The sequence below is a fragment of the Asticcacaulis sp. W401b genome, assembly GCF_046503825.1.
Taxonomy (GTDB): Bacteria; Pseudomonadota; Alphaproteobacteria; order Caulobacterales; family Caulobacteraceae; genus Asticcacaulis.
The window spans coordinates 725,217-746,537 of record NZ_JBKFEE010000001.1 but is presented as its reverse complement, the minus strand read 5'-3'; the positions used below and the strand labels follow the sequence as shown (position 1 = coordinate 746,537).

The 21,321-nt window shown below is 62.3% G+C and carries 21 protein-coding genes; 14 read left to right on the top strand and 7 right to left on the bottom strand.

Annotated features, from left to right (window positions below):
• Positions 1 to 3: 3 nt before the first annotated feature.
• The 7 genes from ACK8OE_RS03505 to ACK8OE_RS03475 all read left to right on the top strand — a co-directional run bounded on the left by ACK8OE_RS03505 (position 4) and on the right by ACK8OE_RS03475 (position 7,907).
• The gene (locus ACK8OE_RS03505; protein ID WP_410271386.1) at positions 4 to 1,980 is read left to right on the top strand and encodes an ArnT family glycosyltransferase; all 1,977 of its coding nucleotides are present in this window, start codon (positions 4 to 6) and stop codon (positions 1,978 to 1,980) included.
• Between the two features lie 48 nt (positions 1,981 to 2,028).
• Positions 2,029 to 3,048 (top strand): LacI family DNA-binding transcriptional regulator, encoded by a 1,020-nt coding sequence (locus tag ACK8OE_RS03500; protein ID WP_410271385.1) that lies wholly within the window; start codon positions 2,029 to 2,031, stop codon positions 3,046 to 3,048.
• Between the two features lie 373 nt (positions 3,049 to 3,421).
• Positions 3,422 to 5,482, top strand: coding sequence for a glycoside hydrolase family 97 protein (locus tag ACK8OE_RS03495; RefSeq protein ID WP_410271384.1), 2,061 nt, complete (start codon positions 3,422 to 3,424; stop codon positions 5,480 to 5,482).
• A gap of 2 nt (positions 5,483 to 5,484) precedes the next feature.
• Positions 5,485 to 6,447 carry an alpha/beta hydrolase gene (locus ACK8OE_RS03490; RefSeq protein WP_410271383.1) on the top strand — a complete coding sequence of 321 codons (963 nt, stop codon included), beginning with the start codon at positions 5,485 to 5,487 and terminating at the stop codon, positions 6,445 to 6,447.
• 120 nt (positions 6,448 to 6,567) lie between these two features.
• Positions 6,568 to 6,882 carry a type II toxin-antitoxin system RelE/ParE family toxin gene (locus ACK8OE_RS03485; protein ID WP_410271382.1) on the top strand — a complete coding sequence of 105 codons (315 nt, stop codon included), beginning with the start codon at positions 6,568 to 6,570 and terminating at the stop codon, positions 6,880 to 6,882.
• Positions 6,860 to 7,138 carry an addiction module antidote protein gene (locus tag ACK8OE_RS03480; protein WP_126421313.1) on the top strand — a complete coding sequence of 93 codons (279 nt, stop codon included), beginning with the start codon at positions 6,860 to 6,862 and terminating at the stop codon, positions 7,136 to 7,138. Before ACK8OE_RS03485 ends, ACK8OE_RS03480 begins: the two co-directional genes overlap by 23 nt.
• A 73-nt stretch (positions 7,139 to 7,211) precedes the next feature.
• Positions 7,212 to 7,907 carry a DsbA family oxidoreductase gene (locus tag ACK8OE_RS03475; protein WP_410271381.1) on the top strand — a complete coding sequence of 232 codons (696 nt, stop codon included), beginning with the start codon at positions 7,212 to 7,214 and terminating at the stop codon, positions 7,905 to 7,907.
• Between the two features lie 306 nt (positions 7,908 to 8,213).
• On the opposite strand, the gene ACK8OE_RS03470 is transcribed toward ACK8OE_RS03475, so the two are convergent.
• Positions 8,214 to 9,011, bottom strand: coding sequence for a rhamnogalacturonan acetylesterase (locus ACK8OE_RS03470; RefSeq protein ID WP_410271380.1), 798 nt, complete (start codon positions 9,009 to 9,011; stop codon positions 8,214 to 8,216).
• Between the two features lie 194 nt (positions 9,012 to 9,205).
• Here ACK8OE_RS03470 and ACK8OE_RS03465 point away from each other — a divergent pair, with 194 nt between their 5' ends.
• Positions 9,206 to 11,053: an ABCB family ABC transporter ATP-binding protein/permease gene (locus tag ACK8OE_RS03465; protein ID WP_410271379.1), complete on the top strand. Its 1,848-nt coding sequence runs from the start codon at positions 9,206 to 9,208 to the stop codon at positions 11,051 to 11,053.
• On the opposite strand, the gene ACK8OE_RS03460 is transcribed toward ACK8OE_RS03465, so the two are convergent.
• The 4 genes from ACK8OE_RS03460 to ACK8OE_RS03445 all read right to left on the bottom strand — a co-directional run bounded on the left by ACK8OE_RS03460 (position 11,054) and on the right by ACK8OE_RS03445 (position 12,832).
• A complete protein-coding gene (locus ACK8OE_RS03460) occupies positions 11,054 to 11,341 on the bottom strand; it encodes a type II toxin-antitoxin system RelE/ParE family toxin (protein WP_410271378.1) in 288 nt (95 codons plus the stop codon).
• Positions 11,338 to 11,601, bottom strand: coding sequence for a type II toxin-antitoxin system ParD family antitoxin (locus ACK8OE_RS03455; RefSeq protein WP_410271377.1), 264 nt, complete (start codon positions 11,599 to 11,601; stop codon positions 11,338 to 11,340). The genes ACK8OE_RS03460 and ACK8OE_RS03455 overlap by 4 nt, the downstream gene beginning before the upstream one ends.
• 66 nt (positions 11,602 to 11,667) lie before the next feature.
• Positions 11,668 to 12,450 carry a 3-hydroxybutyrate dehydrogenase gene (locus tag ACK8OE_RS03450; RefSeq protein ID WP_410271376.1) on the bottom strand — a complete coding sequence of 261 codons (783 nt, stop codon included), beginning with the start codon at positions 12,448 to 12,450 and terminating at the stop codon, positions 11,668 to 11,670.
• 10 nt (positions 12,451 to 12,460) lie between these two features.
• On the bottom strand, positions 12,461 to 12,832 hold the full coding sequence (locus tag ACK8OE_RS03445) for a phasin (protein WP_410271375.1): 372 nt from the start codon (positions 12,830 to 12,832) through the stop codon (positions 12,461 to 12,463).
• 223 nt (positions 12,833 to 13,055) lie between these two features.
• On the opposite strand from ACK8OE_RS03445, the gene ACK8OE_RS03440 reads away from it, so the two are divergent.
• Positions 13,056 to 13,730: a response regulator transcription factor gene (locus tag ACK8OE_RS03440; RefSeq protein WP_126421297.1), complete on the top strand. Its 675-nt coding sequence runs from the start codon at positions 13,056 to 13,058 to the stop codon at positions 13,728 to 13,730.
• Positions 13,731 to 13,739: 9 nt separating this feature from the next.
• Positions 13,740 to 15,209, top strand: coding sequence for a sensor histidine kinase (locus ACK8OE_RS03435; protein WP_126421295.1), 1,470 nt, complete (start codon positions 13,740 to 13,742; stop codon positions 15,207 to 15,209).
• Here the strand turns inward: ACK8OE_RS03435 and ACK8OE_RS03430 are convergent, their stop codons facing one another.
• Positions 15,210 to 15,413 carry a hypothetical protein gene (locus ACK8OE_RS03430; protein ID WP_410271374.1) on the bottom strand — a complete coding sequence of 68 codons (204 nt, stop codon included), beginning with the start codon at positions 15,411 to 15,413 and terminating at the stop codon, positions 15,210 to 15,212.
• Positions 15,414 to 15,676: 263 nt separating this feature from the next.
• Between ACK8OE_RS03430 and ACK8OE_RS03425 the strand changes: the two genes are divergently transcribed.
• From ACK8OE_RS03425 to ACK8OE_RS03410, 4 genes are all read left to right on the top strand, one after another.
• On the top strand, positions 15,677 to 18,637 hold the full coding sequence (locus ACK8OE_RS03425; RefSeq protein ID WP_410271373.1) for a bifunctional [glutamine synthetase] adenylyltransferase/[glutamine synthetase]-adenylyl-L-tyrosine phosphorylase: 2,961 nt from the start codon (positions 15,677 to 15,679) through the stop codon (positions 18,635 to 18,637).
• A gap of 101 nt (positions 18,638 to 18,738) precedes the next feature.
• Positions 18,739 to 19,416, top strand: a complete 678-nt coding sequence (locus ACK8OE_RS03420; RefSeq protein ID WP_410271372.1) for an RNA polymerase sigma factor — start codon at positions 18,739 to 18,741, stop codon at positions 19,414 to 19,416.
• Positions 19,417 to 19,431: 15 nt separating this feature from the next.
• Complete coding sequence (locus ACK8OE_RS03415; protein ID WP_410271371.1) at positions 19,432 to 19,866, top strand: hypothetical protein; 435 nt, start codon at positions 19,432 to 19,434, stop codon at positions 19,864 to 19,866.
• On the top strand, positions 19,866 to 20,414 hold the full coding sequence (locus tag ACK8OE_RS03410) for a periplasmic heavy metal sensor (RefSeq protein WP_410271370.1): 549 nt from the start codon (positions 19,866 to 19,868) through the stop codon (positions 20,412 to 20,414). Before ACK8OE_RS03415 ends, ACK8OE_RS03410 begins: the two co-directional genes overlap by 1 nt.
• Here the strand turns inward: ACK8OE_RS03410 and ACK8OE_RS03405 are convergent.
• Positions 20,406 to 21,320 (bottom strand): DMT family transporter, encoded by a 915-nt coding sequence (locus ACK8OE_RS03405; protein ID WP_410271369.1) that lies wholly within the window; start codon positions 21,318 to 21,320, stop codon positions 20,406 to 20,408. The genes ACK8OE_RS03410 and ACK8OE_RS03405 overlap by 9 nt on opposite strands.
• Position 21,321 lies beyond the last annotated feature (1 nt).

Here is a 21,321-nt window from a genome sequence, read left to right as displayed (position 1 = left end):
TGCATGACCCAGTTGTATGAGATCGGACAGGGACCGGAAGCCTTGGGGCCGCAAAAGCCCCTGTTTGGCGACGACCGGACGCTGATGCGCGCGGGGCTGATCATCGGCGCGGTGCTCTTTGCATGGAAGCTCTATATCGCGATGACGGCCAATGTCATCTGGGAAGAGGGGCACTTCGCCGTGTCCGGCCTCTATCCGGAACTGGGCTATCCCGATATCCCTGCTGGTTTTCCGCTGCTGTCGCGGCTGGTGACGCTGGTCTTCGGCATGGAGGTCCTGCCGCTGCGGGGGCTGTCGCTGCTGATCGCCACCGCCATACCCTTTGCTATCTGGTTTATGGCCAAGCCGGTCGTCCCGGCGCGTCAGGCCATCTGGGCCGCCATCCTGTCGCTGCTGATCCCGCCGCTGTCGATGTCGGGGACCATCTTCTATCCGGAAGGGCTGTTGCAACTGCTGCTGGCCCTGATGCTGGGCTGCCTGATCCGCGCCTTCAAGACCGATGAGTGGAAGTGGTGGCTTTTGACCGGCCTGTGCGGGGCGCTGGGCCTGTTTGTGCACTTCCGCTTCCTGTTTCCCGGCGCGGGGATTGTGCTGTTTGCCCTGCTGACGCCCGCCGGGCGGCAGTTGTGGACGCGGCCCAAATTCTGGGCGACCGGGGGCGTGGCGGCGCTTGGGCTTCTGCCGTCTCTGCTCTACAACGCCTTTAACGACTGGCCTGCCATCGCCTTCCACGTCACCAACCGGCCTGTGTGGCGGCCGGAACTAAAGCTGATGACGGCCTTTCTCAATCAGCAGATCGGGCTGGTGTCGCCGGTGTTTTTTGTCGGCCTGATCTTTGCGGCCAAGACGCTGTGCTGGGATAAGCGGCGCACGCCTCTGGCGCTTCTGGGCATTGTTGGCGCGTTTATCTTCGCCTTCTATTTCATTCAGTCGCCCGCCAATGCGCAGATCATGCCGCACTGGCCGTTTCTGGCCTATGTGCCGCTTGTGGTGGGCTTGCCCGGCGTGCTGATCCGCTTTGTCGATCAGGCCCGGACGATGGGGGCGCGCCGTCTGCGTCAGGGCGTGCTGGCGCTGGGCCCGGTTCTGGCGCTGGGCGTCGGCATCGGTATCACCGTCTATGAATACGCCTGGGCGCATACCGAAAAGCTGCCGTGGCAGTGGAAGCAGATCAACTTCATGCGCAACGAAAACTGGACCGTGCTGCACCCGACCCTGATAGAGGCGGAAGCCTTGGCGCGGCAGCAGTTCGGCCCCGAAGTCGCCGTGGCGGTGTCGGGCCACGTCCCGGCGGTGCGTCTGGAATTCCCCAACAGGCCGACGCGCACCTTCTATACGCTGGGTGAGCCCTATGACCGATTTTCGCGCTTTGGCACGGCGCGTCAGACCTGGGGGCTGGGCCTGAGCGACCTGACCAAAACGCAGGCGGGCAAGGGTGTGGTGCTGGTCCTGCCCGACCCCAGCTATCTCTACCATCAGCCGGAGGAGCTGAGCTTCCGCCGCGACCTGTGTCAGCGCTTTGACGACCTGATGCTGTATAAGCGCGTCGAACTGCCGCCGGGGCGCAATGTGGTGGCGTTTTACACCAGCCGCCTGCGTAAGGACGCTGTCAAGTCGCCGCCCGCGCCGTGCGCCCTGTTGCCGGAGCTTTATATCGCGCAACCGCCGCGTGGGCAGTTCCTTGAAGCCACGGCGCAGACCAACTATTTCGGTATCGCCGCCGATGCTCAGGGCGTGACGCGCGTTGATATACTGATTGATGGCAAGCCGGTGACGCAGGCCCATTACGGCCTTGATCCGGAAGGCTTCAGGACGCCCGACGCCCTGCGCTACGACCCAAACTGGCCGAAGCTGCAATTCGATTTTAAACTGGATAAGGCCGGGCTGACGCCGGGGCCGCACACCCTGTCGCTGCGTGCCACGCGCACCGATGGCAGCACGGTCGAAGGGGCGGAAAAGACCCTTTATATTAAGAAATAGCCGCCGCTCCCGAAGCGGGCTATGCTGCGCAAAAAAGGGAGGCTCCGCGTGGGGGTAAAACGGCCAACATCCTTTGACATAGCGGCGCTGGCCGGCGTTTCGCAGGCCACCGTGTCGCGCGCGCTCAGCCAGTCACCGGCGGTGTCCGAAGAGGTGCGAAAGCGCGTCTTTGAGGCGGCGCAGCAGCTCAACTACACGGTCGATGTAAATGCGCGCAAACTGCGCTCAAAGAAGATCAACACCATTGCCGTGCTGATTTCCGAAGACCTCGATCAGGACAATCCGATCAACCCGTTTTTTGTGCCGCTCTTGGGGGCCATCCTCAAATATGCCGGTCAGAAGGGCTATGACGTCCTGACCTCGCTGCAACAGCAGAGCGCAAGCTGGAGCAACGACTATGGCTTTGCGCGGCGCGCCGATGGCCTGATCCTGCTGGGCTATAAGGACTATGACGACTATGTGCGCAAGGCTGAGGGCTTAAGCGATATCGGCGAACCGTGGGTCGTCTGGGGGCTGGTGCAGCCAGGCGCCGGGCACAGTGTGGGATCTGATAATGAACAGGGTGCCTATGAGGCCGTGTCGCACCTGATCCGGCTGGGGCGGCGGCGCATCGCCTTTCTGGGCGAGGCCTCATCCAGCCATCCGGAGTTTCGCGACCGCTATGACGGTTATGCGCGGGCGCTGCGCGAAAACGGCCTGAGTCTGGACGCCGATCTGCTGGCCGACTGCTTTATCTCGCGCGAAGACGGGGCGGCGGCGGTGGCGCGGCTGATGCAGCGCGGGGCAGAGTTTGACGCGGTGTTTGCCACGGCGGACCTGCCGGCCATCGGGGCCATGCAGGCCTTGCAGAAGCAGGGACGGCGCGTGCCGCAGGACGTGTCGGTGATCGGCTTTGATGACCTGTGGGCGGCGGCCTGCACCACCCCGGCGCTTTCGACCGTGCGGCAGGATACGACGGCCGCGGCACGCGCGCTGGTCGATGCGCTGGATCGTATGATCGCCAATGCGTCGGTGGAGCCGGTGCGCGTGCCGACGCGGCTGATCATCCGAGAAAGCTGTGGCGGATAGGCAAAAAATAACCCCGTGCGACGGGAGACGCGCAGCGGGGTTAAAAGGTCAGGTTTGAGAAGAAACCATTCCAGGGCTGAAATGGCGGTTCCGCCGCGTTGCCACGGGCAGAAGGGGTATCAGGGGAGAGTCGTTGTGTGGTTATCCCTGTAAAATCGTTTGACTGGAAACTAGGTTGTGGGGCGCGCAGCGGCAATCTGAATACGTATTCAACGCGAGCTGCCCTCTTCTGAATACGTATGCACGCACCCTTGGCAGGGCGGTGTGCTAACCACAGGACAAACGCCGACAGCGATAAAACACAGGGAGACAGACGATGACAGTTCGCGCAAAGCGCTTTAGCTTTGGTAAGCCAGTTTTGATGGGGCTTGCCATGACGCTTACCGCTACGACCGCAACGATCGGCTGGGCCCCGCCCGCCGTAGCCGCCGCCGAAACGCTCGATGCGGCCTATAGTCAGGCAACGGGGCTGGCGGTTATCGCCACCGCTGAGTCGCCCAATAAGGTCCTGGCGGTCAAGGTCTTGCTCGATAATGACGGACGTCTGTCCTATGCCGTATCGCGCAAGGGCCATGAGATTATCGCGCCGTCGCGGCTGGGCTTCATTCTGGCCGATCAGCCCAAGCTGGACCGCAATTTCACGGTCGAAAAGACCGCCACATCGGCCTTTGACGAGACGTGGGAGCAGCCGTGGGGCGAATGGCAGACCATCCGCGACACGCACACCGAGCTGCGCGTCGATGTGGTGCAAACAAAGTACGACAATCGCCGCATGAGCGTGGTGTTCCGCCTGTTCGACGACGGCTTCGGCTTCCGTTATGAATTCCCCGATCAGCCGCAACTGAAGACGCTGAAGATCACCGACGAACTGACCGAGTTTGCCGTCAGCGACAAGGCGACCGCCTACTGGAACGTCGCCGGCGAATGGAACCGCGAAGAATATATCATCCAGAAGACGCCGCTGGCCGAAGTGTCCGAGGCCCAAACGCCGATGACGCTCAAGACCGACTCCGGCCTCTATATGAGCTTCCATGAGGCGGCCCTGATCGACTATGCGGCCATCTGGATGCGCCGCGTCGATGGGCAGCGCCTGAAGACGCGGCTGGCCCCGTCATCCATCGGCCCCAATGTGGTGCGCGACGCGCCCTTCCCGACGCCGTGGCGCATGGTGATCGTGACCGATAACGCGCCGGACCTTTATCACTCACACATCCTGCTCAACCTCAATGAGCCGAACAAGCTGGGCGATGTGAGCTGGGTCAAGCCGTTCAAATATGTCGGCATCTGGTGGGATATGCACCTCGGCACCAAGACCTGGGAGGCCGGGCCTAAGCACGGGGCGACGACCGAATACACCAAAAAATACATCGACTTTGCGGCGAAGCATGGCTTCCGCGGCGTGCTGGTCGAAGGGTGGAACACAGGCTGGGAAGATTGGTTCGCCACCGGCGATCTGTTCAGCTTTACCGAGGCCTATCCCGATTTCGACCTGCCCGCCCTGTCGGCCTATGCCAAGAAGAAGGGCGTCCATATTGTGGGCCACCACGAAACGGGCGGCAATGCGGCCCATTATGAACCGCAGATGGACGCAGGCTTTGCCCTCTATCAGCAGAACGGCGTCGATGCGGTGAAGACCGGTTACGTCGCCGATGCGGGCGGAGCCAAGGTGATGGGGGCGGATGGCAAGCCCTACTACACCTGGAACGACTCGCAGGACATGGTGCGCCACTTCCAGAAGGTGACCGAGACGGCGGCGAAGTATCATATCGCCATCAATACGCATGAGCCGATCAAGGATACGGGCCTGCGCCGCACCTACCCCAACTGGGTGTCGCGCGAAGGTCAGCGCGGCATGGAATATAACGCCTGGGGCAATCCGCCCAACCCGCCGGAGCACGAGGCCAATCTGGTCTTCACGCGCATGCTGTCCGGTCCGATGGACTTCACGCCGGGCGTCCTCAGCCTTCAGGGCAATGGCAAGCCGATCTATTCGACCAAGGCCAAGCAACTGGCCCTCTATGTGGTGCTCTATTCGCCGATCCACATGGCCGCTGACCTGATCGAAAACTACGAAAAGGAGATGCCGGCGTTTCAGTTCATCAAGGACGTGCCGACCGACTGGGCCGACACTAGGATGCTGAACGGCGAGCCGGGCGATTACGCCACGCTGGTGCGCCTCGATAAGCACAGCCGCGACTGGTATCTGGGGGCGGTGACCGACGAACAGGCGCGCAGCCTTGACATCGCGCTCGACTTCCTGACGCCGGGCAAGACCTATGAGGCGCAAATCTATCGCGACGGCGACGATGCCGATTACCGCACAGACGCCCGCCATTCGATGCAGATCGAAAAGCGCAAGGTGACCGCCAAAGACCGCCTGAAGCTGAAACTGGCGCCCGGCGGCGGTCAGGCCATCCGTTTCAAGGCGCTGTGACCATGCGCGCCTTTGCTGCGATTCTCGCCACCCTGCTCCTCGCTATACCGGTGGGGGCAGGGGCCGCCGATCCTGTGCCGACGCGCAGCGTCAGCGCCACCGCCGATGTACCGCACGGTCGGCTCGACAAGTATGAGGCCTTCCCGTCGCGTTTTGTCAGCGCGCGCCATGTCTGGGTGTGGGTGCCCGAAGGTTATGACCCCAAGGGGCCGCGCCTGCCGGTCATCTATATGCACGACGGGCAGAACCTGTTTGAGACGTCCACTGCCTATGGCGGCAAGGAGTGGGGCGTAGACGAGGCCCTCAGCGCCATGGGCCAGAAGGCCATCGTCGTGGGGGTGTGGAATTCGCCCACGCGCTATGCCGACTATTTCCCGCAAAAGCTGGCGGCCTATCTGCCCGCCGATATGCAGGCGCAGGTGATGTCTATGGCCAAAGGGCCGCTCAAGGCCGACGACTATCTGCGTTTTCTGGTCGAAGAGGTGAAGCCCTTTATCGACCGCACCTATCGTACGCGCCCCGATGCCGCCCACACCGGCATTATGGGCTCCAGCATGGGCGGGCTGATCTCGCTCTATGCGCTGGGCGAATACCCGCAGGTGTTCGGGCGCGCGGCCTGCGTCTCTATCCACTGGCCGCTGATGGCCCCGCCCGCGACGCCGGAAGCGCGCGAGGCAGCCGCGGAAGCCACGGCGCAGGCGTGGGAGGCGTGGTTCCGCACGGCGAATTTCGACCCGAAGCGTCAGCGGCTCTACATGGACCACGGCACGCGCGACCTCGATGCCAACTACCGGCCCTATAGCCTGAAGATGGAGGCGGTTCTGCCGCGCTATGGCTGGGGCGAAGGGCGCAACTGGCGCAGTTCGGTGTTCGAAGGCACCACGCACAACGAAGCCGACTGGCGCGCGCGGGTGGATATTCCATTGGGGTTCCTGCTGGCGCAGCGAAATGATAACTATAGTTGACAAATTGGAAGGTGGGTTATAGCTATTATAACTGACCGAGGGGCTTAATCCGTCCCTCCCGTTCGGTGAATGGGGTCGTTAACATGATCACGCACTACATTCTGGATAAGGAATGTTCCCATGTTCACGCTCCATCGCACTGAACGTTTCGACAAATGGCTTGTTACGCTGAAAGACCGTCTCGGCGCGGCGCAGATACTGCGCCGTATGAAACGACTGGAAAGCGGGCATTTCGGTGACGTCAAAACCATAGGCGATGGCGTCAGTGAATTGCGTATCCATAACGGCCCCGGCTACAGGGTCTATTATTGTCAACGCGGCACGCAGATCATCCTGCTGCTCTGCGGCGGTGACAAAGGTAGTCAGGAGTCTGATATTCGCCTGGCGCGGAGTTTGGCAAAGGACATTCCCGATGGAGACCATCGCTCCCTTTGATGTAGCGGATTATCTCAGCGATCCGGAAACCGCTCAGGCCTATCTGGCTGCGGTGTTTGAAGACGGTGACGCGGATGAAATCCGAAGCGCGCTTAACGATATTGCCCGCGCGCATGGCATAACCGACCTGTCGCGCGAAACCGGCCTGTCGCGTGAGGCGCTGTACAAGGCGCTGGGCCCATCGGGGAATCCGACGCTGACGACCCTGCTGGCGGTGACCAAGGCGCTTGGTATCCGCCTGTCAGTCGCGGCTTGAGGCGGTTACCTTTTCCTGCCTGCTTGCGCGGGGGCGCACAAAGACCGATATGCGGGGAGGAAAGCGAGGTCCTATGTCCGTGTCCCCAAGCCCGATTACCGTCGATATCTGGTCCGATCTGATCTGCCCCTTCTGCTGGATCGGCAAGCGCCACTTTGAACAGGCGCTCGAAGGGTTTGCGGGCAAGGATCAGGTGACGGTGCGCCACCACGCCTTTCGTCTGGGGCCGGATGCGCCGGTCGCGCCCGTGGGGCAGATGCTGCAACAGAAGTACGGTCTGACGGCGGCTCAGGCCGATCAGAATCAGGCGCGGGTCGAGCAGATGGCGGCGGCCGCAGGGCTCCCTATGACGCTCTCAGGCACGTTTTACGGCGATACGCTGAAGGCGCACCGGCTGGTGAAATTTGCGCAGGACAAGGGCCTTGGGGCGCAGGCGGTAGAGCGGCTCTATCGCGCCTATTTTGCCGAAACGCAGTCCCTTTTTGATGAGGCGACTCTGGTGGCCTTGGCCGTTGAGATCGGTCTGGAGGCGGCGGAAACCGAGGCTTTCCTGAAAACCGATCGCTATGCCGACACGGTGCAGGAGGAGCAGGAATTTATCACAATGCGCGGCGTGCAGGGCGTGCCGTTTTTTGTGATCAACGACCGCTATGCCGTGTCCGGCGCGCAGCCGGTGGCGGGCTTCACGCAGGTGCTGAACCGCGCCTGGGACGACCTGCCGCCGGAGATCAGGAGCGGCCCGACGTGCGACGATGGGGTGTGTCGCTGAGCCAGCCCCGGCGTACGCGAAGAGACGGATTGGCCCCGAAAAGCTGATTGGTGGTTTGTCTGCCCGCCCTGCTTTGTGCGGAAGGGTCTTAAGGTTTCCACAGATGGCCACAGATGCGGCCCGCAGGGCGAGCCTCACACAGATTGAAGAGGCTCACGGCTTCAGCTCTTGCACGGATCATCTGTGTGACCGCCTTTGGCGGTCATCTGTGTCATCTGTGGCAAAATAAAACCATCTAAAGGCGCAGATGGTGGGGCCGTAAAGACGCCGCACTCTTGCCCTCAACCCGCAGCCGGTGAAAGGGATTTACTTCACCAGTGCCTTCACCCTGGGATCGGCCTTAACCCACAGATCAACCACCATCTGGCCGAAATAGTCCGAACCTTTGGGGCCGAGGTGCGTGTAGTCGAAGGCCTGTGCTGAGCCCTGACCCTGAGAGGCGTCGGTGAATTTGGCAGGCACCGTGGTGCCGGTCGGGGCGGCCTCCAACACATTCTGCGGCACCGGTTGCCCGGCAAGGCTGAGCGATTCGACCGCCCCCATAGCCTGCACCTTCGCCTGACCTTCGGCATAGAGGTCGATCAGGGTGGTGTCCGTGGTGCGCGCGATCAGGCGCGTCACCTGCGCCCAGCGCAGAAGGTCATTTTGCACCTGACCCTTTTTGAAATGGCGCTGCGTCAGGGGCGTGACCAGCACCGGCACCGCCCCGGCTTTTTTCACGTCCAGCACATAGCCGCGCATGTTCGGACCAAACTCGGTTTCAAGGTCGGTGTGACGTTCGGGTCGAGAGGAGCCGTCATTATGCCCGAACTGGATCAGCACATAGGTTTTCGACGCCGTGCCGTCGTTCAGTTGCGCGATCACCTTGTCCCACAGGCCTTCGACGCGATAGCTCTTGGACGAACGCCCGCCGCGCGCCGCGTTGACGCAGACCACTTCGGGTTTGAACTGCGCGCAGAAGCCTTTGCCGTAGCCCGACTTGTCCGTCATGGTCGAGTCGCCGACCAGAATGACGCGCACCGGTCGCGTTTCAGCGGGTTTTTCTGCCGCCAGAACCGGCGTTGACAACAGCAAAGCAGCAGCGATCAGGGTGCGACGAAGCATCGGGGTGTCCTCCTATCCCTCTCTGTGCCTGGGTGAGGGGATGTGTTGATTGTGCGTGAGCATATACGATCAATTTTGATTGTAAAATTAATCTGGTCATTGGTTGGATTTTGTACCGGTCCGGACCTATATATGCGCAATCCTTTGCCGCACCGAAAATCGAGTCCCTTAGCCTGATGAACGCGCCCGCCCCCATGCCCAAGCCGAAAGGCAAGGCCTCCGATACGCTCGCCTTCCTCAAACCCTATCTGTGGCCGGAGGGCCGGGCCGACCTTAAGGTGCAGGTGCTGTGGGCGCTGGCGGCTATGCTGGTGGGTAAGCTTCTGACCATCGCCACACCCTTTGCCTATAAGTGGGCCACCAACGCCTTCACGCCGGGGGCGGCAGACGGCAAGACTGATCTGTTGACGCTGGTGCTGGTGTCGCCGGTCATCATGGTGCTGGCCTACGGCGTGGCGCGGATGATGTCGCAGGTGTTCAACAATATCCGCGACGCCATGTTTGCCGGCGTGGGGCAGCACGCGGTGCGCGGCCTGTCCAATCGTGCCTTCAATCACCTGCACAATCTGTCGCTGCGCTTCCACCTGCAACGCCGCACGGGCGGCCTGTCGCGGGTGATCGAACGCGGCAAGATGGGCATTGAAACCATCATCCGCCTGACCATGATGGTTGGTATCCCGACGGTGGTGGAGTTTGTTCTCACCGCCGGGGCGCTGGGGTGGCAGTTTGACCTTGTCTATGTGGCGGTCGTGGCCGTGACCGTTGTCGTCTATGTGTGGTTCTCCATCGTCGCCTCCAACATGCGTATCGCCATCCGCAAGGAGATGAACGAGGCGGATTCCGACTCGATGTCGAAGGCGGTGGATTCGCTGCTCAACTTCGAAACCGTCAAATATTTCGGCAATGAACAGCTTGAGCGCAGCCGCTATGACCGCGCCACCGCGGCCTATGAAAAGGCGGCGATCAAGACCTATACCTCTCTGGCCTGGCTGAATATCGGGCAGGCGGTTATCTTCTCGATCGGCATGACCATCGTGATGCTGATGTCGGCCTATGAGGTGATGAACGGAACCAAGTCGCTGGGCCACTTCGTGCTGGTCAACGCCTTCATGATGCAACTGGCCATTCCGCTGAACTTCATCGGCACGCTGTACCGCGAAATCTCCACCGGCCTGATCGACATGGAAGCCATGTTCAAGCTGCTGGATGAACCGCAGGAGGTGGTCGATACGCCGGGCGCGCCGGACCTCAAGGTGGGGCAGGGGGCTGTGGCCTTCAAGGACGTGGTGTTTTCCTACGACGCCGACCGCCCGATCCTCAAGGGCGTGTCGTTTGAGGTGCCGGCGGGCAAGACGGTGGCCATTGTCGGCCCGTCCGGCGCGGGTAAATCGACGATTTCGCGCCTGCTGTTCCGCTTCTATGACGTGAAGGGCGGCTCTATCGAAATCGACGGCCAGGACATCCGCCACGTCAATCAGGCCTCCTTGCGTCGCTCCATCGGTATGGTGCCGCAGGACACGGTGCTGTTTAACGACACCATCGCCTACAATATCGGCTATGGCCGCAACGGGGCCTCACGCGAAGAGGTCGAGGCCGCCGCCGAACAGGCCCAGATTTCGGCCTTCATCGCCTCCCTGCCGCAGGGCTACGATACCGAGGTGGGCGAACGCGGGCTGAAGCTGTCGGGCGGCGAAAAGCAGCGCGTGGCCATTGCGCGCACGCTGTTGAAATCGCCGCCGATCCTGATCCTTGATGAGGCGACCTCGGCGCTCGATACCCATACGGAGCGCGAAATTCAGGCGGCGCTGGATGAGGTGTCGCAGAACCGCACCACCCTGGTTATTGCGCACCGCCTTTCGACCGTCGTGGGGGCCGATGAGATTCTGGTGCTCAAGGACGGGCTGGTGGCCGAACGCGGCAATCACGCCGAACTGATGAAGCTCAAAGGGCTCTACTTCGGCATGTGGGAGCGCCAGAAGGCCGCCGACGCGGCGCGTGACCAATTGGCCAAGGCGCTGGAGTCCGAGGTGCCGGCGGAGTAGCTACAGAGGGGTGTCTATGTCGCGAGCGCTATGCAGGATGCGGATGACCTGCACCTTATTGGCTCTCACCACGTAAAAGATGGCATAGTCGCCGTAGGGACGCCGACGGAGGTCGTAAGGCCCATACTTGCGAATCACCGAAAATCCGAAGGGCGTGTCACCCGTGGCCAATGCCTTATCCCGGAGTTCAGCGGTGAAACTGCGGGCGCGGCTGGGATTATCTCTGGCGATATAAACGGCGATGTCACGCAGGTCCGTTCGGGCAGGTGCGGTCAGTTCGACTTTCACGCGCGCTGACCGATTTCCATCTGGGCCAGTTCGGCATCCAGTTCATCAAACACCTCGTCAAGATCGTAAACCTTACCCTCTTCGAGGGCCTGCAAGCCTTCCTGTATGGTGGCATCAAAGGCTGCCAGACGGCGTTCGCGGTCTTCCATCAGGCGGAGGGCGTCGCGCAGGACTTCGCTGGCGTTATTGTAGCGCCCGCTGGCCAGTTGTGTCTGGATGAAGTTTTCGAAGTGAGCCCCAAGGCTGTAGCTGCTGGGCATGACGCGTCTCCGTTATCATCTAATGATAATTCCGCAGACGCGCCCCGTCAAATCACGGTTCGACGCCTACGCCGCCGTCCAGCCGCCGTCGATGGATTGCAGCGCACCGGTGATCGACTTTGCCGCATCCGAAGACAGGAAGACGACCAGTTCGGCGATATCGTCGGTTTCGACGAATTTTTTGGTCGGCTGGGCCGCCAGCAGCACGTCCTTGATCACCTGTTCCTCGGTCAGGCCGCGCGCCTTGGCGGTATCTGGGATCTGCTTTTCGACCAGCGGCGTCAGCACATAGCCGGGGCAGATGGCGTTGCAGGTCACGCCGTGCTCCGCCCCTTCGAGGGCGATCGTCTTGGTGAGGCCGGCAATGCCGTGTTTGGCCGCCACATAGGCCGCCTTGAACGGCGAGGCGACGAGGGCGTGCGCCGAGGCGATGTTGATGATGCGTCCCCAGCCGCGGTCCTTCATACCCTCGAAGCTAAGGCGCGTAGTGTGGAACGCCGCCGACAGGTTCAGCGCGATGATCATGTTCCACTTATCGACCGGGAAGTCTTCGATGGGCGAGACGTGCTGAATGCCGGCATTGTTGACCAGAATGTCCAGCCCGCCCAGCTTTTGCGTCGTGTCCGTGATCAGGGCCTCGATGGCTTCGACCTTGGTCAGGTCGGCGCCGTTAAAGGCGACCTCAACGCCGAATTCGGCGGTCATGTCGGCGCGCAGCTTTTCGATTTCGGCGGCATCCCCCATGCCGTTCAGCATCACCTTTGCGCCCTTTGAAGCCAGCTTGCGCGCGATGGCCAATCCGATACCCGACGTCGAGCCGGTTACGAGGGCGGTTTTGCCAGTCAGCATGGGGATACTCCTATTTGGGTTGGGATTCTGCCCCGGACTCTTTGGGGGGAAGATCGTCGCCTTGCGGTGCCGAGGCATTCAGCGCCTGAAGGCCGCATTGTTCGACAAAGCTCATCGTGGCGCGGGTCTGGTTCTGACCATACTTGACGCAGGTCTTGGCCCACTGGCTCTGAAGCTCGCGCAGTTCGGCCGGGTCGCGCGTCTGGGCCGCCTGCTGCATCAGCGACAGGGCGTCGCGCGTAAAGGCCGTGGTTTCCTGCGCATAGCGGTGGGAGGAGGCCGAAATCATGCCGATCAGATTGACCAGACTGCGCGCCGCCAGTTGCTGCTGCGTGCCCATCATTTTCAGGCCCTGTTCAAACGGTGAATCGACTTTGGTCATGGTCTCGGTATCCCCTGTAATCTGCGCTTTTGCCTGATATTAAGCGCATTTGTGCATAGGCCGCCAGAGGTTATTTACCCGCTTTGTGCGCTGCAATAAAGTCGGAAATTGGGCCTTGCGCCGCAGGCGTTACATGACAGCTTTTTAACACCGCAACCCCTTCACAGGACCGGCGGCGCGCTTTACTAAGGATAAAGACAAGGTTGCGCGGGGCATTCAGCACATGACCAAGGTATTGATAGTCGAAGACGATGTCGAAGCGGCCCTGACTATGCAGAAGGGCCTGTCGGAACAGGGCTTTGAGTCGGTCGTGACCCACGACGGTGAGGCGGGGCTGAAAGCGCTGCGCGACGGCGAATTCGATGTGGTCGTGCTGGATCGCATGATGCCGGGCCTCGATGGCGTGTCGATGCTGGAAATCGCCCGCTCCGAAGGGATCGACGTGCCGGTGCTGTTCCTCAGCGCGCTGGGCGAACTCGAAGACCGCGTCTATGGCCTGAAGGCCGGGGCGGACGACTATCTGGTCAAGCCCTATGCGCTGGTCGAACTGGTGGCGCGGCTTGAGGCGCTGTTGCGGCGCAAGGACACGGGCGCGGTGGAAACCACCCTGCGGGTCGGCGATCTTGAAATGAACCTGATCACCCGCGTGGTGAAGCGCGGCACGTCCGAGATCGACCTGCAACCGCGCGAATTTCAGCTTCTGGAATTCCTGATGCGCCATGTGGGCCAGAGCGTCACGCGCACCATGCTGCTGGAAAAGGTCTGGGCCTATCATTTCGACCCGCAGACCAATGTCATCGACGTGCATATCTCGCGTCTGCGCGCCAAGCTGGATAAGGGCTTTGATCGCCCGATGCTGCATACGGTGCGTGGAGAAGGCTATCAGCTCAAGCCCTAAAAACAGGTCGTGATCGCCCTTCCCAACCCTGCGCGCTTTTCGCTGAAAGCCACCATGTTCAGGCAGACGCCGTTCCGTCTGACCCTGATGTTTATCACCGTCTATTCCTTCGTGGCGGTGCTGATCTTTGCCTATATCTACATCGCCTCTTCGGCCGAAACCAAGGCCGTGTCCGACGCGCAGGTCAAGTCGCGTATCGACTATCTGGAAGAGGTGTATCGCGAACAGGGCGAAGAGGCGGTGGTCGAAACCCTCAGTCAGGAAGACATAACCGAGTGGTTTTTCGTCAAGATCGTCTATCGCGACGATGGCGAGATTCTTGCCGAAAACCGCCGCGCCACAACCGAAGTGTCGCCGCAGGTCTTTGACCATATCCGCGAAAAGGCCCGCTATGTCGGCGGCGATGAGCGCGCGTTTCAGATCAATTACCGCCTGACCGATCCGGCGGGCAAACGCAAATCCTATGCCTATCGCGGGCAGGTGGTGACGCTGGAGCCCGGCCTGTCCCTCTATGTCGGCATGGACACCTCCTGGTCGGAAAAGGGCTTCGACATGGGCTTCAAGGCCCTGTGGGGCGGCGGGGTGCTGGTCATCGTGCTGGGCCTGTTTGCCGGCATGATCATCAATAACGAAGTGTCGCGCTCGGTGCAGGGCCTGATGCAGGTCTTTGATCTGGTCAAGGAGGGCGACCTCAAGGCGCGGGCCAAGCTGCGTAATTCGGGGGATGAATTTGACGCTCTGGCCGAACGGGTCAATGAGACGCTGGACCGCATGGAAAAGACCATGGGCAATCTCAAATACGCCGGCGACGCCATTGCCCATGATCTGCGCACGCCCTTGTCGCGCCTGCGCTCCAAGCTCGAAGTGTCGCTTTACGACGTCGAAAAAGACCCGTCGCAGGCTCCGGAGGTGATCGAGCGGGCGCTGGCCGAAACCGATCAGTTGCTGCGCACCTTCCAGACGGTGTTTTCGATCTCGCGGCTTCAGGCGGCGGGGCAGGCCCCGGACCAGAAGCTGTTTGACGCATCAGCGCTGGCCGAAGACATGCGCGAGCTGTTTGAAATTCTGGCCGAGGACAAGGGGCTGGAATTCACCGCCGAGATCGAGCCGGGTGTGAAGGCCTATGGCAATCGCGATTTTCTGGCGCAGGCCATGGCCAACCTGCTCGACAACGCCATCAAATATACCCAGACGGGCGGCATTACCCTGCGGCTGAGGCACAATTCGCGGCGTGAGATCGAGTTTTCCGTCACCGATACGGGGCAGGGCGTGCCCGAAGCCGACCGCGCGCGCATCACCCAACGCTTTGTGCGGCTGGAAAATTCACGCTCCCTGCCGGGTGTAGGCTTGGGTCTGTCGATGGTCGAGGCCGTGGCCGTGGCGCACAAGGGCCGCCTGAGTATCGACGAAGGCCCTGGCGTCTATGGCGATCAGGGGCCGGGGCTGCGCACCGCGCTGGTCCTGCCGCCGGTGGGGTGATCAGGCCTTGCCGCCGCGCCATTGGCGGTAGAAGGTCGCCCACATATAGTCCAGCACCAGATAGATGAAGACCATCCGCACAAAGGGCAGGGTCTCGATATCCGTAAACCGCTCGACGGGGATGGCCAGCCATAACGCTATGATCATCACCCATCCGGCGATGAGGATTTTCTTCGGCATCAGGAGCGATTTGGCAAAGGACATGGACGCGGTACTTCGATAAGGGCAGGGTGTCTTTTAATAAAGATACACGCTTTATAACGCGTTAATTTGAAAATCTCGACGGTATTGGCCTTGATTTCTTATTTCTATACTCTTCCTGTTTTTGTGAACTGAACGGGATGAAAGTAAAGACCGGTTAACGATCGTCTCCCCCTGTCCATGCACACGCGGCTGTATACCGTTTGCACAAAGCGAAACCCAAGGCCACCCTTGTGTCTGCGCCTCGATTCGCCTAACAGAGGGTTATGGCGGATATTCTTTTCTCCTCGCTGGTGGATCGTCTGCATCCCTGCGGGCCGGTGCTGAACGACGGCGCGGCGCTGTACGCCTATGAGGCGATTGCCGAAGTGGCCGAGGCCGAAGGCTGGCCCGATCTGCTGCAACGCGCCGGTCCGGCCCTGATGCCGGTGCTGGGGGCCTCGCCCTATCTGGCCGGGCTGATGCGGCGCGAACCGCAGCGCCTGCGCGAAACCCTGATGTCGCCGCCCGAAGCGCGGCTGAAGGCCATCCTGCTGGCCACCGAGGCGCTGGCCGATCAGGCCGATACGGTCGAAACCCTCGATGTCGATGCCGCCAAGCGCGTGCTGCGCCACCTGAAGGCCGATGCCCACCTTTTGACGGCGCTGGCCGATCTGGGCGATGTGTGGAAGCTCGATCACGTCACCGCCGCCCTGACGCGCTTTGCCGACGCCGTGACCCATGCCGGGATCGCGCTGGCTGTGCGCGAAGAACGCGACCGCGGCCGCCTGATCGACTATGACATCAAGGGGGAGCGCGGCCTGATGCCGGGCCTGTTCGTGCTGGCCATGGGCAAGCACGGGGCGGGCGAACTGAACTATTCGTCGGATATCGACATCACCTTCTTTGCCGAGCTGGACGCCCTGCCGCTGAAAGAGGGCGTGGAGGCGCAGGTCTTTGTCGATCGGCTGGCGCGCCGCGTGTCGAACATCCTCAGTGAGCGCACCGGCGACGGCTACGTCTTCCGCGTCGATCTGCGCCTGCGTCCGGACCCGTCCTCCACGCCGACCGTGGTCAGCGTGCCCTTCGCACTGAACTATTACGAGACGGTGGGGCAGAACTGGGAACGCGCGGCCTTTATCAAGGCGCGGCCCATTGCCGGGGACATGATCGAGGCCAAGGCCTTCATGCAGGCCCTGTCGCCCTTCATCTGGCGGCGCAGCCTCGACTATCCGGCGATTGCCGACATTCAGTCGATCAAGCGCCAGATCCATACCTATAAGGTCGATGAACGCCTGGACCCCGCCGGGGCCAATCTCAAGCTGGGCGTTGGCGGTATCCGCGAAATCGAGTTCTTCGTCCAGACGCAGCAGCTTATCCTCGGTGGGCGTGACCCGTCGCTGCGCTCACGCCGCACGCTGGATGCGCTCGATGCCCTGCGCCGTGCCGGACATCTGGCCCCCGCCGTGGCCAAGGAGCTGAAACAGGCCTATGTGCGCCTGCGCGACTGGGAACACCGCGTGCAGATGATCGCCGACGAGCAGACCCACACCCTGCCCGAAGCCGAGGACGAGCGGATGCGCGTCGCCGCCATGTGCGGCTTTTCCAACCTCAGTCGCTTCGATCTGGCCGTGTCGCGCACCCTGCGACTGGTCAACGGCCACTATGGCGAGCTGTTCTCCGATTCCGAAGACCTGTCCTCGTCCTTCGGCAGTCTGGTGTTCACTGGGGTCGAGGACGATCCCGAAACGTTGAAGACCCTGGCCCGTCTGGGCTTTGAGCACCCGGAGCAGATTTCGGCGACCATCCGTGGCTGGCACCACGGGCGTATTCCGGCGACGCGCACGCCACGCGGCCGCGAACTGTTTACCCGACTGGTGCCGCGCCTGCTGGAGGCGGTAAACGAGACGGGCGCGCCCGACATCGCCTTTACGCGCTTTGCCGTTTTCTTTTCGGGCCTCAGCGCCGGGGTGCAGATTCAGTCGCTGTTCCTCGCCAACCCCAAGCTGTTCAAGGCCATTGTCGAGATCATGGGCTTCAGCCCGCGTCTCGCGCAGCTTCTGTCGCGCCACCCGACCATTTTCGACGCCATGCTGGATGCCGGCTTCTTCGACCCGCTGGGTGAGGAACTGGATCGCCTGATCATGGCAGAGGTCGAGCGCGTCCCGCCGGACCCGGAAAACGCGCTGGAAAACGTGATGAACGCCCTGCGCCGCATCTGCCGTGAGCAGCAGTTCCGCATCGGGATGCAGATTCTCAACGGCCGCCTGACGACCGAGGCGGCGGGTGCCGCCTATGCGCGTCTGGCCGATGCCTGCATCACCCATCTGGCGCCGCTGGCGCTGGAAGAGGTGAGGCGGCTGGGGGGAACGCTGTCGGGGCAGGTGGCCATTCTGGCGTTGGGCAAGCTGGGCGGGCAGGAGATGACGGCGCGCTCCGACCTTGACCTGATGACCGTCTATCTGCCCGATGATCCCTCGGAAATGTCCTCGATCAAGGGCTGGGGGGCGGAAACCTTCTTTGGCCGCTTCACGCAGCGCCTGATCGCTGCGCTGTCGGCCCCAACTCACGAAGGCACGCTGTACGAAATCGACATGAAACTGCGTCCTACCGGGGCCAAGGGGCCGGTGGCCGTGTCGCTGGCGGCCTTTGAAAACTACTACACCAAGGACGCCGATACCTGGGAGTTTCAGGCCCTGACGCGCGCCCGCGTGGTGTGGGCGACGTCCGAGGACTTTGCCGATCTGGTGCGGCTGAAGCTCGAAACCATCCTGCGCGCCACGCGGTCTGAGGCGCGCACGGCGCTGGACGTGCTCAATATGCGCGCCCTGATGGAGAAGGAGCGCCCGGCCAAAAATTTCTGGGATTTCAAGCTGGCCGTCGGCGGTCAGGTCGATTGCGAATTCGCCGCTCAGTATCTGCAACTGGTGCACGCTGCCAATGGCGGGCCGCTGCGCGTCGGCACGATTGCCGCGCTTCAGGCCATGCAGCGCGCCGGTCTGGCGAGGGCCGAAGACATCGAAGCGTTGAGTGCCGCCTGGCGGGTGCAGCAAAGTCTGGCGCAGGTGATGCGCGTGTCGCTGGATGCCAATGACGACCCTTCGAAAGAACCGGAAGCGTTTCAGCGCAAACTGGCGCGCGCCGTGCATACGCGTCGTCTCGATACGCTTGAAAAGAAGCTGAAAGACCTGCGTAAACGCGCCCGCAATGCGTTTGAAACCGTGGTCGCGCCGCGCGACGAACGCTAACGACGGATTTACCTGTCTGCTGCGTGAAAGGCTATGACAAACGGATCGGTCAGCAGGCCGCAAACGGTTGCCTAAACCCTTGTTGCGTAAAGGCCCCGCTTATGAGTAATGTGACGCCTGAGGCGGAACACCGTCGCCCACAAGAACGCGGGACAGGACAGGTCATGACCACGGGCTTTGACCCGGATGAGGCGCAGATTGCAGCCGTGGCGCGCGGAGACGCGGCCGCCACGCAATCCCTCGTGGCCCGCAAACTGCCGCGCGTCCTGTCACTGGCGCGGCGTCTGCTCAATGATGCCTCCGAGGCCGAGGACGTGGCGCAGGAGGCCCTGTTGCGCCTGTGGAAGCAGGCCCCGTTGTGGGTGCCGGGCCGCGCGCGGGTCGATACCTGGCTGCACAAGGTGGCGGTCAATCTGTGCTATGACCGGCTGCGGCGGCGGCGCGACACAGTCGATCATACCGAGATCGAACTGGCCGACCCCTCGGCCAATCCAACGCGGCGGCTCGATCAGCAGCAGATGAGCCAGACGGTCGAATCCGCGCTGGCGACCCTGCCTGAACGGCAGCGCGTGGCCATCGTCCTCTGTTACTATCAGGAACTGTCCAATATCGAAGCGGCGGCTCTGATGGAGATTTCGGTCGAGGCGCTGGAAAGCCTGCTGTCGCGCGGACGGCGGCAGCTTAAGGCCAAACTGAGCGAGGCACGCGGCGATCTGATCGGCGGTTCAGCGGCCAGTGGCCGACCGGTGTTAAAGGTTATTCAAGGCAACAAGATTTAGGAAAGGAGCGTTATGATGCACATTCAGATCACATCCGAACGCTTCGAAGCGATCGTCGATGCCTATGGGGCAGACCCCCAGCGCTGGCCGCAGGACGAGCGCGCCGCCGCCCTGTTGTTCATGCAGCAGCACCCGGAAGTCGCGCGCCGCGTACTGGCCGAAGCACGCACGCTCGATAGCTGGCTGTCGTCGGCGGATGAGGTTGAACCCTCCGTCGCCCTGCAATGGGAGGTTCTCGCCCGCATGATGCCGGCAGGGGTCGCTGCGCGTCCCGCCCCGGTGGTGGCGCGGCCGCGTCGTCGGCGCTGGCTGGCAGGCGGTATCGGTCTGGCGGCCGCCTGTGCGGCGGGGATTATTTTCGGTGTCAATATCGGGCTGATGACCCTGTCCGAGGCGCGCGCCGAGGCGGTGCTGGCTTCGGCCAGTCTGGCTGAGGTGGATAATTGGTAATGCCTGAGACCGCTTCGCCTGTGTCCCCGAAAAAGCGGCCGACCGCCCGCACCTGGCTGGGGGTGTCGCTGGCGCTCAACGTGTTTTTGCTGGGCTCGCTGATCGGTGTGGGCGTGATTGCGTCCAAGCATTTCCGCCCCAGGCCGGACCGTGCGTCTCCGGCGCTTCTGCACATGATCGAAGGCTTGAGCCCGGCCAATCAGGAAAAGGCGCGTCAGATCCTGACCGATGCGGCGCTGGCCGGTGAAGGCGATATGGATCAGAGCCGCACCTATCGCAAATCGGCGGCGGAGCTGATGCTGCAACCCAAGCCCGACCCGGTGGCGATTCAGGCCGAAATCACCAAGGCGCGCCGCGCCGAGGCCTCGGCCAAGGACAAGATCGAAACGGCGGTCATTTCGCTGCTGATCCAGTTGCCGCCCGAAGAACGGGCCAGGGTGGCTGAACCCCTGATCAAGACGCCGTTCCGTGCACGCTCCAAGGCCCTGTCCGATGTGCGCAAGGCGGAGGAAAAGGCGAAAGCGGCAGCGGCTTCGGCCTCACGCTGAGCCGCGTGGCCGGTGAGCGGCGGCGCAGGTCAGCACGCTGGCGCACAGAAGCGCGATGGCGATGATCTCCGTCAGATGGGGCCAGCGACCTTCCCACAGGAAGCCGTAAAGCAGGGCAAACAGCGTCTCGAACAGGATCATCTGCCCTATCAGCGTCAGGGGCAGCAGGCGGCTGGCGCGGTTCCAGAAGGCATTGCCGATCACCGAACACAGCAGCGCCACGCCTGCCATAAGCCCGGCAAAGCCCCACCACTGAGCGCCTGAGTGCGTACCTGGCGACAGCAGAAAGGCGGGCACGGCCAGAACGAGCGCCAGTGCCCCGGTGACCAGACCGGTCAGCAGGCTCCAGTCCTGCGACGACACCGTATCCAGCCGACTGAGCCAGCGGCTGTTGTCCACGGCGTAGAGCGTCCAGGCGATCAGCGCCCCGAAGGCGCAGGCGATGCCGAATAGAGACCCCGACGTGCCTCCTACACTGCCCCAGACGGTGCAAGCGATACCGGCGATGCCGAGCGCCAGCGGCAGGGTCAGCCGCCGCAAGGGCACTGAGCCGTTATCGTGGCGACCCAATACCGCCACGCTGACCGGTAAAAGACCGATGATCAGCGTCGTCATGGCCACACCGCCCGACTGCACGGCCTGCGCCAGACAGACATAGTAGAGGATATTGCCGAGCAGGCTGAGGCGGATCAGGGCGTGCCAGCCTCTGGCGTCCACCTGCGCGCAGACCTGTTTCCAGCGTGGGGCGATCAGAGCCGCGGCGATCAGGCCATAGGCGACATAGCGCCCGGCCGACAGTTGCAACGGTGTAAAGCTCGCCGCCAGTTCGGGGGTGAGAAACACAAGGCCCCACAGCGCGCCGGCGATGATGCCGCAGCCTATGCCCCACAGGGTGCGTCGATCCATC

Excerpts from the sequence above, each read along its gene's own strand:
- ACK8OE_RS03505 (WP_410271386.1), top strand. The coding sequence starts at position 4 with ATGACCCAGTTGTATGAGATCGGACAGGGACCGGAAGCCTTGGGGCCG.
- ACK8OE_RS03495 (WP_410271384.1), top strand. The coding sequence starts at position 3,422 with ATGACGCTTACCGCTACGACCGCAACGATCGGCTGGGCCCCGCCCGCC.
- ACK8OE_RS03490 (WP_410271383.1), top strand. The coding sequence starts at position 5,485 with ATGCGCGCCTTTGCTGCGATTCTCGCCACCCTGCTCCTCGCTATACCG.
- ACK8OE_RS03485 (WP_410271382.1), top strand. The coding sequence starts at position 6,568 with ATGTTCACGCTCCATCGCACTGAACGTTTCGACAAATGGCTTGTTACG.
- ACK8OE_RS03480 (WP_126421313.1), top strand. The coding sequence starts at position 6,860 with ATGGAGACCATCGCTCCCTTTGATGTAGCGGATTATCTCAGCGATCCG.
- ACK8OE_RS03475 (WP_410271381.1), top strand. The coding sequence starts at position 7,212 with ATGTCCGTGTCCCCAAGCCCGATTACCGTCGATATCTGGTCCGATCTG.
- ACK8OE_RS03470 (WP_410271380.1), bottom strand. The coding sequence starts at position 9,011 with ATGCTTCGTCGCACCCTGATCGCTGCTGCTTTGCTGTTGTCAACGCCG.
- ACK8OE_RS03465 (WP_410271379.1), top strand. The coding sequence starts at position 9,206 with ATGCCCAAGCCGAAAGGCAAGGCCTCCGATACGCTCGCCTTCCTCAAA.
- ACK8OE_RS03455 (WP_410271377.1), bottom strand. The coding sequence starts at position 11,601 with ATGCCCAGCAGCTACAGCCTTGGGGCTCACTTCGAAAACTTCATCCAG.
- ACK8OE_RS03450 (WP_410271376.1), bottom strand. The coding sequence starts at position 12,450 with ATGCTGACTGGCAAAACCGCCCTCGTAACCGGCTCGACGTCGGGTATC.
- ACK8OE_RS03445 (WP_410271375.1), bottom strand. The coding sequence starts at position 12,832 with ATGACCAAAGTCGATTCACCGTTTGAACAGGGCCTGAAAATGATGGGC.
- ACK8OE_RS03440 (WP_126421297.1), top strand. The coding sequence starts at position 13,056 with ATGACCAAGGTATTGATAGTCGAAGACGATGTCGAAGCGGCCCTGACT.
- ACK8OE_RS03430 (WP_410271374.1), bottom strand. The coding sequence starts at position 15,413 with ATGTCCTTTGCCAAATCGCTCCTGATGCCGAAGAAAATCCTCATCGCC.
- ACK8OE_RS03425 (WP_410271373.1), top strand. The coding sequence starts at position 15,677 with ATGGCGGATATTCTTTTCTCCTCGCTGGTGGATCGTCTGCATCCCTGC.
- ACK8OE_RS03420 (WP_410271372.1), top strand. The coding sequence starts at position 18,739 with ATGAGTAATGTGACGCCTGAGGCGGAACACCGTCGCCCACAAGAACGC.
- ACK8OE_RS03415 (WP_410271371.1), top strand. The coding sequence starts at position 19,432 with ATGCACATTCAGATCACATCCGAACGCTTCGAAGCGATCGTCGATGCC.
- ACK8OE_RS03410 (WP_410271370.1), top strand. The coding sequence starts at position 19,866 with ATGCCTGAGACCGCTTCGCCTGTGTCCCCGAAAAAGCGGCCGACCGCC.
- ACK8OE_RS03405 (WP_410271369.1), bottom strand. The coding sequence starts at position 21,320 with ATGGATCGACGCACCCTGTGGGGCATAGGCTGCGGCATCATCGCCGGC.